The organism is Bacillus kalamii (genome assembly GCF_047238185.1).
GTDB lineage: Bacteria > Bacillota > Bacilli > Bacillales > DSM-1321 > Bacillus_AD.
In genome coordinates this window covers 607,501-621,258 of the sequence record NZ_JBDFMI010000006.1, presented here as the reverse complement: position 1 = coordinate 621,258, position 13,758 = coordinate 607,501, and the positions used below count along the sequence as shown (strand labels likewise).

The window sequence follows — 13,758 nt, the reverse complement described above, 5'->3', positions numbered from 1 at the left end:
GTCTCACCAAACGTATTTCCTATTATGCATAGCAACCACGTTTTTGAAAAGAAATGTATCTCGACAAGAAGACTGATACTTCGAAAAAAAAGCTGTAGAATGCTTGATGAATCGCTCTAAAATAGACATACACCATCTGCATTCGACAGCTTTCTTTATCAATCTATGCCGAATAATTTTTTTGCATTTTCCGTCGTGGCTGCAGCAATTTCCTCGAATGGAAGACCCTTAAGAGAAGCGATCTCTTCCGCAACCAACTTTACATAGCCAGGTTCATTTCGTTTGCCTCTGTATGGATGCGGTGTTAAATACGGGCAATCGGTTTCTACCAACAATCGGTCAAGCGGTATTTGTGCAGCAACCTCTTTTACATTTCTGGCATTTTTGAAGGTGACCGGCCCCCCGAAAGAAATGTAAAAATTCATTTTCATGCATTCCTCTGCAATTTCTTCACTGCCGCTGAAGCAATGCATGATTCCGCCGACTTCATCCGCCCCTTCCTCTTTCAGAATATTCACAATGTCCTGGGTAGCTTCCCGATTATGGATAATAATCGGCAAATTCACGCGCTTTGCCAATGCAATCTGCTTTCTGAATACCTCCTTCTGAATATCCTTTGGAGACTTATCCCAATGGTAATCCAATCCCATCTCTCCTAAAGCCACAACTTTTGGGTGAGATGCCAGTTCCTCTAACCATTTAAGATCTTCCTCGGTCATATCGATTGCATCTACCGGATGCCAGCCTACGCTCGCATACAAGAAAGGATATTCTTCCACTAGTTCGATTGCCCTCTTGATTGTTTCAGCATCGAACCCGACAACAACCATTTTGTCGACCCCTTGTTCCTTTGCTCTCTCGATGACTTCTGTTAAATCTTCATTGTATTGTTCTGCATTCAGGTGTACATGTGTGTCTATAAGCATTTGTGAATCGTCCTTTCTAGCATTAGTTTATTATGGAAAAAAGATTTCATGTCTCACATTTAAGTAACATTTATATTACAAAAATAGAACAAATAGATTACTTAATGTTGCAAACAGATTTCCGAGTTTCTTCTATTATTAATAAATCGGCTTTTTTCTCTATTTATTTCTCAGGAAAAGTGCGCAAATATAGAAAATAAAGGAGCGTTTCACGTGAAACGTTCCTTTATTAAGCGAATTATTTTACTTTTGAACCATTTGGCAGGGATTCGGCAATGGTGGCTAATGAAAGTGTGCCATCCAAGCTTCCAGCAAGGATCATGCCTTGTGACAATTCCCCTCTTAACTTGACCGGTTTTAAGTTTGTTACGCAGATTACTTTTCTGCCTACCAATTCTTCCGGTTTATAGTATTGCGCAATGCCTGAAACCACTTGTCGTCTTTCATATCCTAAATCCAATTGCAACTTTAATAGTTTGTCCGCCTTTTTCACTGGTTCAACTTCCAGTACTTCAGCTACACGAAGGTCTACTTTCATGAAATCATCAATTGTAATTTCTTCAGTTTCTTCTTTCTCAGCAATGGCTTCCTTCTTCTCCTCGACCGGAGCAGCGCTTGCTTGCATCTTTTCTTTAATGAATTCCACTTCTGCTTCTACATCTAATCTAGGGAAAATAGGTTCGCCTTTCAATACCTTTGTTCCTGCAGGAATGGAGCCAAAAGTTTCCAGACTATCCCATGATTGCAAGTCATCGTTAGTGATTTGCAATTGTTGGAAAATGCTTGCGGGCGCCTTTGTCAAGAATGGCTTTAATAAGACAGCCGTTCGGCGTAAAGACTCAGCAAGATGGGCCATTACACTTCCTAGTTCATCTTTTTTATCCTCTTTCGCCAGTACCCAAGGTTGAGTCTCATCAATAAATTTATTGGTTCTGCTCACCAGCTGCCAAATGCTTGATAGAGCTACAGAAAACTCCATTTTCTCCATTGCCTCTTCATATTTGGTTACTGTTTCTTTATTTACTTGAAGCAATTGTTTTTCAAATTCATTTTCAGAGCCTTTGTAAGCAGGAATAGTTCCATCGAAATATTTTTGGATCATAGCTACTGTCCGATTCAGAAGATTACCCAAATCATTCGCTAAATCGAAATTAATTCTTTCGACAAATCCTTCTGGTGTAAACACGCCATCTGAGCCAAAAGGAACTTCACGCAATAGATAGTAGCGAAGTGAATCTAATCCGTACCGATCGATCAATGTAACAGGATCCACCACATTCCCTTTAGATTTGGACATCTTACCGTCTTTCATCAACAGCCAGCCGTGGGCAAATACTTTTTTAGGAAGGGGTAAATCCAAAGCCATTAACATGATAGGCCAATAGATGGTATGGAAACGGACGATCTCTTTTCCTACTAAATGCACATCTGCAGGCCAGTATTTTTGATATTTTTCATCATGGGCAGTGCCATAGCCAAGTGCTGTAATATAATTAGATAAAGCATCGATCCAAACATAGATGACGTGCTTTGGATTTCCTGGAACAGGAACTCCCCAATCAAATGTTGTCCGTGATACAGCCAAATCTTCTAAACCAGGCTTAATAAAGTTATTGATCATTTCATTTTTGCGTGATTCTGGTTGAATAAAGTCTGGGTTTTCTTCATAAAACTTCAATAAGCGATCAACATATTTGCTCATCTTAAAGAAATAGGATTCTTCCTTTACGCGTTCAACCGGGCGTCCGCAATCAGGGCAGTTTCCATTTTCGACTTGGCGGTCTGTAAAGAAGGATTCACAAGGTGTACAATACCAACCTTCATATTCATCCAAGTAGATATCTCCTTGTTCCAACAGCTGGGCAAAAATTTTCTCAACAATCTCTTTATGCCGCGGCTGTGTTGTCCGGATAAAATCATCGTAGGATATATCGAGTTTCTTCCATAAATCTTTGATGCCAGATACAATATTATCGACATATGCCTGAGGAGTAATTCCCTCTTCTTCTGCTTTTCTCTGTATTTTTTGACCATGCTCATCCGTACCGGTCAAATACATAACATCGAAACCTCTCATGCGTTTATAGCGAGCCATTGCATCTCCTGCAACCGTTGTATACGCATGGCCGATATGCAAATTGCCGCTTGGATAATAAATCGGCGTTGTAATATAAAATGTGTTCTTATCTTTCATAAGTTCCTCCTCTTCATACCTGATGGGATACTGCTGCATCCATGGGTATGACAAATATCCTTTTTCGTTCCAAATGGTTGAATACGTACTTACATTATATCAAGAAAATGTGCGAATTCACCTTAAAAGATTCCCTATCTACAGATGGTGCAGGACCATTCTCATTATAATCAAAGCATTGCCACATTCCTGTATCCTATATACTCCGTCTATCAAATATTTCCGTTATAAATCCTGCTCATATATTCTTCAAGCGTCCATTTTGCATAGCTGGTCTTAAGGTAGTATAATTAGTAAAAATATCCTTTTTTCTTCATTTTTTCAACTTACTTCAATTTACTCCTTCCACTATAGACAGGAATTTGTCGAATGCCGTCGAAATATAAAATACTTTCACCCTTCCAAATATAAATAATCGCCTTCCACATATAAGGAATTATAATCCAATTGCATGTAAAACCTTGTTATTAAAGGAATTATTTAAATTTTTATGGTTTTTAACAAAAAGATTGACGAATTTGGGAATGGCTGGTATTATTAATTTATTATAAAAATTTTGTCGAATAATGACGAAAATTATATCCCATTCCAATTAATAATGAGAGGGGCAGTTACATAATGAAATCTACAGGTATCGTTCGTAAAGTTGATGAACTTGGTCGTGTAGTTATTCCTATTGAACTTCGCCGTACGCTAGGTATTGCAGAAAAGGACGCTCTAGAAATTTACGTTGATGACGAGCGCATCATCCTTAAAAAATACAAACCTAACATGACTTGTCAAATTACTGGTGAAGTATCCGACAATAACATGACATTAGCTGACGGTAAATTGATTTTAAGCAAAGAAGGCGCTGAGCAACTTCTTAAAGAAATCCAAGACCATATCGAAACAGCTAAATAAGCAAAAAAAAGAAACAGGATCTTTAAGAACCTGTTTCTTTTTTTGTGAATTACTATTCAATGTGATATGCGTGATAGACATCTCGTTTATGTAATTGTCTATCTTTTGCTGCTTCTTTCATAGCTTCTTTATTCGACATACCTTTTTCGTTCATATAGGTATCTACATGCTCCACAATGCTTAAACCTTCCCACCACTGATTTTCTTCTTCAGCTATATCAGATTCGGAGGCCCCTTCAAGAACCAAGCAGAATTCGCCGCGGACTTCATTCTCCTTTGCCCACTGGCAAGCTTCATCAATTGTTCCCCTTATGAATTCTTCAAATTTCTTTGTCAGTTCACGGCATAAAACAATCTGGCGATGTCCTCCGACAATCGTTTGTATAACGGATAGCGTTTCTTTCAAACGATGTGGCGATTCATATAAAATGACAGTCGCACAAACGGTTTTTAATTGTTCCAATTGCTTCTTCTTCACTTTCGGGCTTCTATCCAAAAAACCATAAAAGTAAAAAGGCTGTGTTTGTATACCAGAAGCGATGAGGGCAGTCGTTGCTGCATTCGCCCCAGGCAAAGGAACTACAGTAACCCTTTCTTTGAGAGCATCCAGTACCAGCTCAAATCCAGGGTCGGAAATGGCCGGCATTCCGGCGTCGCTGACTAAAGCGACTGTTTGGCCTCCAAGCAGCCTGTCCACTACTTGCTTGCCGCTATACTCTTTATTATGTTCATGATAACTGATAATCGGAGTGTCAATTCCGAAATAATTGCATAGTTTCTTCGTATTGCGCGTGTCTTCAGCTGCAATGACATCCGCTTCTTTTAAAATCCTTATTGCCCGATAGGTCATGTCTTCTAAATTGCCGATGGGTGTCGGCACTAAATATAGGATTGCTTCTTTGCCTTCAAGGGCAAAACTCTGTTGTTGCCACATATGTTTTATAGCCCTCCTTCTTCTTTTATATGTAAAGCATGTCTCATAATGGCTTCCTTTTTCTTGCGGGGAAGCTGTTTAAAACGGTACTCCGCCTTCATTGCTTCTTCTTTCGTCCCATAAACTACAGAATACCGAAGTGTAACGGGCGTTCGCCCTCTTGTATATTTTGCACCTTTACCTTCGTTATGCATTTGAACCCTGCGAGTGAGGTCATTAGTATAGCCCGTATAATACGTACCATCAATACACTCCAATACGTACATGACATGTTCATTCGCCATATAAAATCCTTCTTGCTTCCTCTGTATATTCTTGTTGCTCATTATAAACAACAAATGGCGGCAATACTTTCAGGTCAGGATTCCCATCCTTGATCCCTTCCACTAGAATTGTATTCGCTTCTTTTCCAGCGCTAGGATAAACAAATTGCAACCGTTTGGGCTCAAGCCGATATTTCCTCATTAATGTTAGTATATCCATTAATCTGCCGGGTCTATGGACAAATGCCGCTTTCCCGCCCTGCTTCAATAATTGGCTGCTAGCCTTAACGACATCTTCCAAGTTGCACATGATTTCATGTCGGGCAATCGCATAATGCTCATTTCGATTATGCTCGTCTTTCTTTGGAGTAGGGAAATAAGGAGGGTTGCATGTGACCACATCGTATTTCGAATGGCCGATTTCCTTTACGATTTCCTTCAGGTCTCCATGTATCATATTTATTTGTCCACTCAAATGATTATACTCAATGCTTCGGATAGCCATATCATGCAATCGTTCCTGTATTTCCACCCCGATAATTTTTCCCCTTGTCCTTGTAGTCAGCATCAACGGAATAACTCCATTGCCTGAACATAAATCAACCAGATCTCCCTTTACAATCGGAACTGAAACAAATCTGGCCAGCAGGATAGCATCCAAAGAAAAGGAAAATACCGATGGGCTTTGTATTATGCGTAAATCTTCAGCAAGAAGATAATCTAATCGTTCGTCACCTTGTAATAACACGCTACTGTGCACCTCAATTTCGATCTAACTTAGCAGAGGATAACCTCTTTTTATACTCATATATTTGGCTGACTGCCATAAAAAAACCTTCCAAATGAAGGGAAGGCTTTATTTTTTATTCAGGAAAGATAGACAGAATAGACAGTCGCCTTCTTTGCGGGGACTCCCAAAATGCAAATTGCAAATATGGAAACCTTCCTGGTAAAGGCGGGCAAGGTTATCATAACCTTCGCCGATATCATATCCTTTATCTTCTTTAGATTCATTTTGTATCTTTTTCTTTTTACCATTCATGCTCTGTTTCTTATCGGCAAGATGCTGGTCCAAACGGCGTCTGAGATGTTCATTCTCAACCGTAAGCAAATTGTTCTCTTCCAATATCTCAGCAACATGGTCCTTTAATTCACCCAGTTGCTGATACAATTGACCGATTTGTGCCTCCATGCTGCTGACAGAATCAAATATTTCTTTCTTATCCATGTGCTCTCACCACCTCAGTAATCTGTGGCTTGAATAGAAACGGCTCCTTCTTTTAGAATTTCTTCCAAAGTGAATTCGAGAACTCTTGCTGGATCAGTAAATTCAACTTGGAGTACTCTTTCTAGAATATTAAGCCCTACTACCTTGCCTGTTCCATTCGGAGTTTTTATCATTTCTCCAAGATCAGGAAGCTGTTCTTTTGCTGTTTCATATTCATCATTTTCATATTTTAAACAGCACATCAATCTGCCGCATAAACCTGAGATTTTCGTTGGGTTCAATGATAAATTTTGATCCTTGGCCATCTTGATGGAAACAGGTTCAAAGTCCCCAAGGTAGGTTGAACAACAAAGCATTCTTCCGCAAGGCCCTATTCCCCCAAGCATCTTCGCTTCATCTCGGACCCCTATTTGCCGCAGTTCAATCCGCGTACGGAATATAGCGGCCAAATCCTTCACCAACTCACGGAAGTCTACCCGGCCGTCGGCTGTAAAATAAAAAATGACTTTATTTCGGTCAAATGTGTATTCAACATCAATCAGTTTCATATCCAATTCATGTTCATCCACTTTTTGGCCGCACACTTCATAAGCTTCCGCTGCAGCTTTTTTGTTTTCTTCGACAATTAGGCGATCTTTTGGATCAGCGATGCGCAGAACTTTCTTCAACGGCAATACAACATCATTTTCTTCTACTTGTTTCCGGGCAATGACTACTCTTCCAAATTCGATACCCCGAGCTGTCTCGACGATTACAAATTCATCCTTTGGAATTTCGAAATCTCCCGGATCGAAATAGTATATTTTACCCGCTTTCTTAAAGCGGACTCCTACTACATCAAACAAAGGATGATCCCTCCTGCAAATTCAACACTAGTTGCTCCATAACTAGTTGTGGATTTGTATTAGACATGAGTCTTCTTTTCGCCTCAAGAATTGCCTCCATATGCCCGGCAATTTTTCTTTGTTGGCTTTGAAGGGCATATCTCTCTAATTCAGATTGCTTAGACTTGAATACGACAGCATCCTCGTTGCCTAACTGTATATATAGTAAATCCTTATAGATAAGAAGTAATAAGTCTAACCCACGGTCAACCTGATCTTTCTCTTTAAAAAAACCAAACCATTCATCCTGAAGGTCAATAAGTGCTTTCAGGTAGTCCTGGCTTAGTACTTCATATAATTTTAACACTTTTCGCTGAGCTTGTGCAAACCAATCATCAAAACATATTTCCTTTGCTTCCTCAAAACTGTTGGTCAATTGAGAGGCGATCAAGGCGCTCTGAAGTTCCGCCCCTTCTTCCCTGAGTTTCTTTACGAGCAGATGGGAAGGAAGCGATTGGAAGGAGATGTCCTGGCATCTTGACAATATAGTGGGAAGAATCCGTTGCGGTTGTTCCGTTATAAGGATAGCGATCGTTTCAGATAATGGTTCTTCGAGAAACTTCAATAAACTGTTTGCAGCTTGGACCGTCATTTTCTCAGCATCTGAAAGAACATAGAATTTTCGTGATGATTCTACTCCCTTTTTGGAGAACTCATCTTGAAGGTACTGAATTTGCTCCTTCTTGATAGATAAACCATCGGGTTCGATCATATGAACATCTGGATGATTTCCGCTTTCGATTCTACGGCAATTCGCACATTGGTTGCACGGTTGGATGCCTTCTATAGGTTGTTCACAATATAGGCTCTTTGCCAATAAAACGGCTGCCTCTTTTTTTCCGGTCGCCCGTTCTCCCTCAAAAAGATATGCATGGGCAACGCGCCTTTTCAGGATACTGTTTTGAAGCATCCTGCAGGCAAGCGGCTGTATTTCATTTAGCTCATTCCATGTGTTCATCATAACGTTCCATCACTACCTTAAGTATATAAATTAATCAATAGTCCTTTAATTTCTCCAACCTGTCCAAGGATAGACAAGGTATCTTTTTCTTGATTCATTACGTCTTCCGTCAATTCAACCAATTTATCATCGATGGTCTGTACGGTTTTTAATGGACGGCTTTGCCCATATTGATTCCAGCTTTGTGATTGCTGTAAATTCATGCCGTATTCCACGGCCTCTTTCACAAATTTTTTCACTAGGCTCTTATACTTAGCCAAATCTTTGAATGTGCGAGAACGCCCGAGCCGTTCCCCTGCACCTTCAATATCGCCAAGAAGTTTATTTAAAGCAGCGAATTGCATTTTTTGTTCATGCTTTTGATAGACGCCAGAAAAGGATGCTTTTCCTTGATTGGCAGTTTTAGGCTCTTTATTAAACTGATCCATCTTAATAGGAAGATCTTGATTTATTTTCATACTGAACCCTCATTCTTGCATTAAAATTGATGAAACTGTTCGACTGGAAGGACAAATACGGTTGCTCCCCCCACTTGAACCTCCACTGGATATGGAACATAGGAATCTGCATTTCCTCCCATTGGAGATATTGGGGCTACAAATTGTTCCCTTGATTGGCAATTGTCCTTAATAACTTGGAGAGCCTTATTAACCCTAATCTCTTCGGTACCGATCATGAACGTCGTATTTCCCGATTTCAGGAAACCTCCTGTTGTTGCCAGCTTTGTTGCCCGAAAATTATGCTCTACTAAAGCTGATGACAAACGGTTGCTGTCCTTATCCTGTACTACCGCAATAATCATTTTCATGGCAATCTTCCTCCTAGAGTTATTTTCTATCTTTCTTTATTATAACAACACCTTAAAGAATTTTCTTTCAATTCCTTATTTACCCTTTTGTTCACAAATCTTTTCAATCATTTTCTCGGTTTCGCCGAGCACTTCCGGAATGCCTTGCGATGCATCGATCACCACGATTCTCTCAGGAAACTGTTCAACCAGCTTCAGATAGCCTTCACGGACTTTTTTATGAAAAGCAAGGTCTTCCGCATCCAGCCGGTTCACTTCTCTATTACTATTCGACTCAATCCGTTTAAGCCCTTCTTCAGGCGTTAAATCAAAATAGAGAGTAGCATCAGGCATCATATCCTCTATCGCAAATTGATTGATTCTGAGAACCTCATCCATGCCAAGGCCTCTTGCATAGCCTTGATAAGCAAGAGAACTATCTACGAAGCGATCGCATAATACTATATAACCTTCTTTCAGTGCGGGCAAAACTTTTTCCACAAGATGCTGTCTTCTTGCAGCAGCATATAGAAGCGCTTCCGTCCGTTCATCCATTGCTATATTCTCTGTATTAAGCAGTACTTCACGTATTTGCTCCGCTATCGCAATCCCGCCTGGTTCACGTGTAAGCATCACTTTCTTTCCGCTGTCTTTCAACTTTTGGAATAGCATGTTTAAAATGGTTGTTTTCCCTGCTCCATCAGGACCTTCAGCTGTAATAAATATTCCGCGATTCATGCATGAGCCTCCAATTTATCTATTTCAATTATATGTTTATTTTTATATAGCGTTGACTTACATTTTACCATATACTCTTATTCTTTTTTTCTCTGGATCCATAAATCCGTGAAACCGTGCCTTCGCCTTAATCAAAGACTGTATCTTCCCAACATGGCCCTCTGATATCGTTTCACCATTCAACAATAAAGGGATACCGGGAGGGTATGGAGTAATCGTTTCTGCCGCTATCCGGCCAGCTGCGGCTGCCAAAGGAACCATTTCTTTTGTGCATGACTCCATGTCAGAGAAGCCGATGGATAAGGAAACTATTTCAGCGCTATAATCGCCCAATCCGAATGCTTCATCCGCTAGTTTATTTTCTTTTTCTTTTAGTTGTTCGACTGCTTTTGAGACGATTTGAACGGTCTGTTCAAATGGATAATGCTGCCCCTTCTTCAATAAAGGCAATATGAACAAGACTTTATGGACATCTGCCAATTCTGTATAGACTCCTAACGTAGCCAGCTCTTCCTGTAGGGCTAATCCTGTAAAAGTGCCATCTGTCATAATGGCCATTTTTAAACAATCGTTAATACCAGATGTATTTTCAAGTACAGCAATGCATTCAATCTGGTTTAAATTCCGCTTGAAAATAGCGGACATTTCAGCAATGTACTGCGCATCTTTTTTAGAATAAGTGGCAATGTAGGATCTGGCCAAATCAAGTGAAGCCATAATCGGGTATGAGGGGCTGCTGCTTTGCAGCATTTGAAGGTAATGGTGCACACGCTCCCTTTCACGGCTATACTTCCCCATATGTAAATAAGAACCCATTGTCATAGCAGGCAATGTTTTGTGCGCAGAGTGGACAACATAATCTGCACCCATCGTAAGGCTGCTTCTGGGAAAGGGGGCTCCCGCAATAAAATGGGCTCCATGTGCTTCATCCACCAATACTTGTATGCCTTTTTCATGGGCAAGTGCTATATGCTCCGTTATATCTTCTCCAGTTCCATAATAGGTAGGATAGGTTAAAATAACTGCTTTCGCATCTGGATGCTGCTTAATTGCTTTTTGTATTGTATTATATGGTACGCCCTCTGCAATTCCCCATTTTTCATTTAAATATGGTTTCAAAAATATCGGCTTTGCTTTAACCAAGGCCAGGGCATTCATAATAGACTTATGGCAATTCCGTTGAACTAGAACAGTATCGCCCTCCCGGCAAACACCAAGAATCATAGCCAAATTCCCGACTGTTGAACCATTCACCAAAAAATAACTTTTAGCTGAATTGTATGCTTTGCTTAAAAGCTGCTGTGCCTCCTCGATAATTCCTTCAGCCTCATGCAAATCATCCAATCCTTCCACTTCAGTTGCATCCATCTGCAATAAAGCGTTGAATATACCCTCACCTATATGTTCATACAGCAATCCATTCTTATGGCCGGGTACATGATAAGATATCGGCTGCTTTGCAATAAATTGCTTCAAGCCATCAAAAAGGGGTGTATTTTCTTGATTCATTCCGTTTCCATCTTCCTTTACTTTTCAATCTCTATACAGTTTATCAAATTTAAGTTGATTGTAGACATACACAAATAAGGAAGCTGCTACATATACTTAGGAAACTCAACGTGACTAATTATTCAAAATAGTGTATTCGTTTTTCGGAAATGGACAGAATAGAAGCATGGAGGTGGAGAGTTGTGAAAAGAAAAGGTAAATCTCTTCAACATTGCATCATATGCGAAGAAGAAAAGAAACAAGGTTTTTTTCTGTATACATCGTTCATATGCGATGAGTGCGAAAACGGCATTTTAGCAGCAGAAACATCTGACCCCATGTATAAATATTACTTAGAAAAGTTAAAGAGTGTGACTCATACACAAAGCTTCACATAATTGAGCAAATCCCCTGTTGGTCACCCAGGGGATTTTTTGTCTGTTCATTATCCGGCAACGATCCTTTTCAGTAATGTATCTACCCAATGGGAGTTCCATTCGGTACAGAGGTATCCAAATTCAGCAATACTACGTCCCCTTCTCCAGGGATGCCGCCAAGCACAAGCACTTCTGATTTAAATCCAGCTATTCTCCTTGGAGGAAAATTGATAACAGCTGCAACCTGCCGGCCAATAAGTGCCTTAGGCTCATATCTCTTAGTAATTTGTGCTGAGGAACGTTTAACTCCAAAGTCTCCAAAATCTATTTCCAATTTAATGGCAGGCACTCTTGCTTCAGGAAAGACGGCAGCTTCCACTATTGTACCTACTCGTATATCCAATTTCATGAAGTCTTCTATTGTAGCCATTCTAGGAATACGCCTCCTTTTCTTACGATATTTTACAGTATTTTTTGTACGCTTAAAAGGAATGCAATCATTTTACTGTCTAAATATCGTTGATAGCCTAAAGCCCTTCTTAAGCTTATCCTCGACAGGCTTAAGAAGGGCTTTACTTAAAGGACAAGTTTTACATGTCCCAAACAACAAAAAAAGACCAGCGCAATCGCTGATCTTTGTGTTGCCTGGCAACGTCCTACTCTCACAGGGGGAAACCCCCAACTACCATCGGCGCTGAAGAGCTTAACTTCCGTGTTCGGAATGGGAACGGGTGTGGCCTCTTCGCCATCATTACCAGACATATAAAGGAATGTTATTCCTTCAAAACTAGATAACAGAGTCAAAAGTAAATCAAACAACAATTTGGTTAAGTCCTCGACCGATTAGTATCCGTCAACTCCATGTGTCGCCACACTTCCATCTCGAACCTATCAACCTGATCATCTCTCAGGGGTCTTACTAGCTTGACGCTATGGGAAATCTCATCTTGAGGGGGGCTTCATGCTTAGATGCTTTCAGCACTTATCCCGTCCGCACATAGCTACCCAGCGATGCCTTTGGCAAGACAACTGGTACACCAGAGGTGCGTCCATCCCGGTCCTCTCGTACTAAGGACAGCTCCTCTCAAATTTCCTGCGCCCGCGACGGATAGGGACCGAACTGTCTCACGACGTTCTGAACCCAGCTCGCGTACCGCTTTAATGGGCGAACAGCCCAACCCTTGGGACCGACTACAGCCCCAGGATGCGATGAGCCGACATCGAGGTGCCAAACCTCCCCGTCGATGTGGACTCTTGGGGGAGATAAGCCTGTTATCCCCGGGGTAGCTTTTATCCGTTGAGCGATGGCCCTTCCATGCGGAACCACCGGATCACTAAGCCCGACTTTCGTCCCTGCTCGACTTGTAGGTCTCGCAGTCAAGCTCCCTTATGCCTTTGCACTCTACGAATGATTTCCAACCATTCTGAGGGAACCTTTGGGCGCCTCCGTTACATTTTAGGAGGCGACCGCCCCAGTCAAACTGCCCGCCTGACACTGTCTCCCACCCCGATAAGGGGTGCGGGTTAGAATTTCAATACAACCAGGGTAGTATCCCACCGACGCCTCCACCGAAGCTAGCGCTCCGGCTTCAAAGGCTCCTACCTATCCTGTACAAGCTGTACCAAAATTCAATATCAGGCTGCAGTAAAGCTCCACGGGGTCTTTCCGTCCTGTCGCGGGTAACCTGCATCTTCACAGGTACTATAATTTCACCGAGTCTCTCGTTGAGACAGTGCCCAGATCGTTACGCCTTTCGTGCGGGTCGGAACTTACCCGACAAGGAATTTCGCTACCTTAGGACCGTTATAGTTACGGCCGCCGTTTACTGGGGCTTCGATTCAAAGCTTCGCTTGCGCTAACCTCTCCTCTTAACCTTCCAGCACCGGGCAGGCGTCAGCCCCTATACTTCGCCTTGCGGCTTCGCAGAGACCTGTGTTTTTGCTAAACAGTCGCCTGGGCCTATTCACTGCGGCTCTCTCGGGCTTGCACCCTACCAGAGCACCCCTTCTCCCGAAGTTACGGGGTCATTTTGCCGAGTTCCTTAACGAGAGTTCTCTCGCACACCTTAGGATTC

The 13,758-nt window shown here is 41.4% G+C and carries 15 protein-coding genes and 2 rRNA genes (1 of these 17 only partly in view); 2 read left to right on the top strand and 15 right to left on the bottom strand.

Annotation, left to right across the window (positions count from 1 at the left end):
* Positions 1 to 158 precede the first annotated feature (158 nt).
* Both ABC357_RS20800 and metG read right to left on the bottom strand, forming a co-directional pair.
* Positions 159 to 926: a TatD family hydrolase gene (locus ABC357_RS20800; RefSeq protein WP_412889474.1), complete on the bottom strand. Its 768-nt coding sequence runs from the start codon at positions 924 to 926 to the stop codon at positions 159 to 161.
* 238 nt (positions 927 to 1,164) lie between these two features.
* Complete coding sequence (gene metG, locus ABC357_RS20795) at positions 1,165 to 3,159, bottom strand: methionine--tRNA ligase (protein ID WP_412890087.1); 1,995 nt, start codon at positions 3,157 to 3,159, stop codon at positions 1,165 to 1,167.
* A gap of 579 nt (positions 3,160 to 3,738) precedes the next feature.
* On the opposite strand from metG, the gene abrB reads away from it, so the two are divergent.
* Positions 3,739 to 4,023, top strand: coding sequence for a transition state genes transcriptional regulator AbrB (gene abrB / locus ABC357_RS20790; RefSeq protein ID WP_412889473.1), 285 nt, complete (start codon positions 3,739 to 3,741; stop codon positions 4,021 to 4,023).
* 52 nt (positions 4,024 to 4,075) lie between these two features.
* On the opposite strand, the gene rsmI is transcribed toward abrB, so the two are convergent.
* From rsmI to ABC357_RS20740, 10 genes are all read right to left on the bottom strand, one after another.
* Entirely contained in the window at positions 4,076 to 4,957 is an 882-nt protein-coding gene (gene rsmI, locus ABC357_RS20785) for a 16S rRNA (cytidine(1402)-2'-O)-methyltransferase (RefSeq protein ID WP_412889472.1), read from the bottom strand.
* A 5-nt stretch (positions 4,958 to 4,962) separates the two neighbouring features.
* Positions 4,963 to 5,241, bottom strand: coding sequence for a GIY-YIG nuclease family protein (locus ABC357_RS20780; protein WP_412889471.1), 279 nt, complete (start codon positions 5,239 to 5,241; stop codon positions 4,963 to 4,965).
* The gene (locus ABC357_RS20775) at positions 5,231 to 5,968 is read right to left on the bottom strand and encodes a tRNA1(Val) (adenine(37)-N6)-methyltransferase (protein ID WP_412889470.1); all 738 of its coding nucleotides are present in this window, start codon (positions 5,966 to 5,968) and stop codon (positions 5,231 to 5,233) included. The genes ABC357_RS20780 and ABC357_RS20775 overlap by 11 nt, the downstream gene beginning before the upstream one ends.
* 108 nt (positions 5,969 to 6,076) lie before the next feature.
* Positions 6,077 to 6,448 carry a DNA replication initiation control protein YabA gene (gene yabA / locus ABC357_RS20770; RefSeq protein WP_412889469.1) on the bottom strand — a complete coding sequence of 124 codons (372 nt, stop codon included), beginning with the start codon at positions 6,446 to 6,448 and terminating at the stop codon, positions 6,077 to 6,079.
* 14 nt (positions 6,449 to 6,462) lie between these two features.
* On the bottom strand, positions 6,463 to 7,293 hold the full coding sequence (locus ABC357_RS20765; protein ID WP_412889468.1) for a PSP1 domain-containing protein: 831 nt from the start codon (positions 7,291 to 7,293) through the stop codon (positions 6,463 to 6,465).
* The gene (gene holB, locus ABC357_RS20760; RefSeq protein ID WP_412889467.1) at positions 7,286 to 8,293 is read right to left on the bottom strand and encodes a DNA polymerase III subunit delta'; all 1,008 of its coding nucleotides are present in this window, start codon (positions 8,291 to 8,293) and stop codon (positions 7,286 to 7,288) included. Before holB ends, ABC357_RS20765 begins: the two co-directional genes overlap by 8 nt.
* A 17-nt stretch (positions 8,294 to 8,310) precedes the next feature.
* On the bottom strand, positions 8,311 to 8,751 hold the full coding sequence (locus ABC357_RS20755; RefSeq protein ID WP_412889466.1) for a YaaR family protein: 441 nt from the start codon (positions 8,749 to 8,751) through the stop codon (positions 8,311 to 8,313).
* Positions 8,752 to 8,771: 20 nt separating this feature from the next.
* Positions 8,772 to 9,101, bottom strand: coding sequence for a cyclic-di-AMP receptor (locus ABC357_RS20750; RefSeq protein ID WP_412889465.1), 330 nt, complete (start codon positions 9,099 to 9,101; stop codon positions 8,772 to 8,774).
* A 75-nt stretch (positions 9,102 to 9,176) separates the two neighbouring features.
* The gene (tmk, locus tag ABC357_RS20745) at positions 9,177 to 9,818 is read right to left on the bottom strand and encodes a dTMP kinase (RefSeq protein ID WP_412889464.1); all 642 of its coding nucleotides are present in this window, start codon (positions 9,816 to 9,818) and stop codon (positions 9,177 to 9,179) included.
* A gap of 57 nt (positions 9,819 to 9,875) precedes the next feature.
* Positions 9,876 to 11,327, bottom strand: coding sequence for an aminotransferase class I/II-fold pyridoxal phosphate-dependent enzyme (locus tag ABC357_RS20740; RefSeq protein WP_412889463.1), 1,452 nt, complete (start codon positions 11,325 to 11,327; stop codon positions 9,876 to 9,878).
* Positions 11,328 to 11,509: 182 nt separating this feature from the next.
* Between ABC357_RS20740 and ABC357_RS20735 the strand changes: the two genes are divergently transcribed.
* Positions 11,510 to 11,704, top strand: a complete 195-nt coding sequence (locus ABC357_RS20735) for a sigma factor G inhibitor Gin (protein ID WP_412889462.1) — start codon at positions 11,510 to 11,512, stop codon at positions 11,702 to 11,704.
* A 79-nt stretch (positions 11,705 to 11,783) separates the two neighbouring features.
* On the opposite strand, the gene csaA is transcribed toward ABC357_RS20735, so the two are convergent.
* The 3 genes from csaA to ABC357_RS20720 all read right to left on the bottom strand — a co-directional run.
* Positions 11,784 to 12,113: a chaperone CsaA gene (csaA, locus tag ABC357_RS20730; protein WP_412889461.1), complete on the bottom strand. Its 330-nt coding sequence runs from the start codon at positions 12,111 to 12,113 to the stop codon at positions 11,784 to 11,786.
* A gap of 213 nt (positions 12,114 to 12,326) precedes the next feature.
* Positions 12,327 to 12,442, bottom strand: a 5S ribosomal RNA gene (gene rrf / locus ABC357_RS20725).
* A gap of 64 nt (positions 12,443 to 12,506) precedes the next feature.
* Positions 12,507 to 13,758: ribosomal RNA gene (locus ABC357_RS20720) — 23S ribosomal RNA — on the bottom strand; it runs 1,684 nt beyond the window's last position.

Excerpts from the sequence above, each read along its gene's own strand:
- yabA (WP_412889469.1), bottom strand. The coding sequence starts at position 6,448 with ATGGATAAGAAAGAAATATTTGATTCTGTCAGCAGCATGGAGGCACAA.
- ABC357_RS20740 (WP_412889463.1), bottom strand. The coding sequence starts at position 11,327 with ATGAATCAAGAAAATACACCCCTTTTTGATGGCTTGAAGCAATTTATT.
- tmk (WP_412889464.1), bottom strand. The coding sequence starts at position 9,818 with ATGAATCGCGGAATATTTATTACAGCTGAAGGTCCTGATGGAGCAGGG.
- metG (WP_412890087.1), bottom strand. The coding sequence starts at position 3,159 with ATGCAGCAGTATCCCATCAGGTATGAAGAGGAGGAACTTATGAAAGAT.
- ABC357_RS20750 (WP_412889465.1), bottom strand. The coding sequence starts at position 9,101 with ATGAAAATGATTATTGCGGTAGTACAGGATAAGGACAGCAACCGTTTG.
- ABC357_RS20755 (WP_412889466.1), bottom strand. The coding sequence starts at position 8,751 with ATGAAAATAAATCAAGATCTTCCTATTAAGATGGATCAGTTTAATAAA.
- holB (WP_412889467.1), bottom strand. The coding sequence starts at position 8,293 with ATGATGAACACATGGAATGAGCTAAATGAAATACAGCCGCTTGCCTGC.
- ABC357_RS20800 (WP_412889474.1), bottom strand. The coding sequence starts at position 926 with ATGCTTATAGACACACATGTACACCTGAATGCAGAACAATACAATGAA.
- rsmI (WP_412889472.1), bottom strand. The coding sequence starts at position 4,957 with ATGTGGCAACAACAGAGTTTTGCCCTTGAAGGCAAAGAAGCAATCCTA.
- ABC357_RS20780 (WP_412889471.1), bottom strand. The coding sequence starts at position 5,241 with ATGGCGAATGAACATGTCATGTACGTATTGGAGTGTATTGATGGTACG.
- csaA (WP_412889461.1), bottom strand. The coding sequence starts at position 12,113 with ATGGCTACAATAGAAGACTTCATGAAATTGGATATACGAGTAGGTACA.
- abrB (WP_412889473.1), top strand. The coding sequence starts at position 3,739 with ATGAAATCTACAGGTATCGTTCGTAAAGTTGATGAACTTGGTCGTGTA.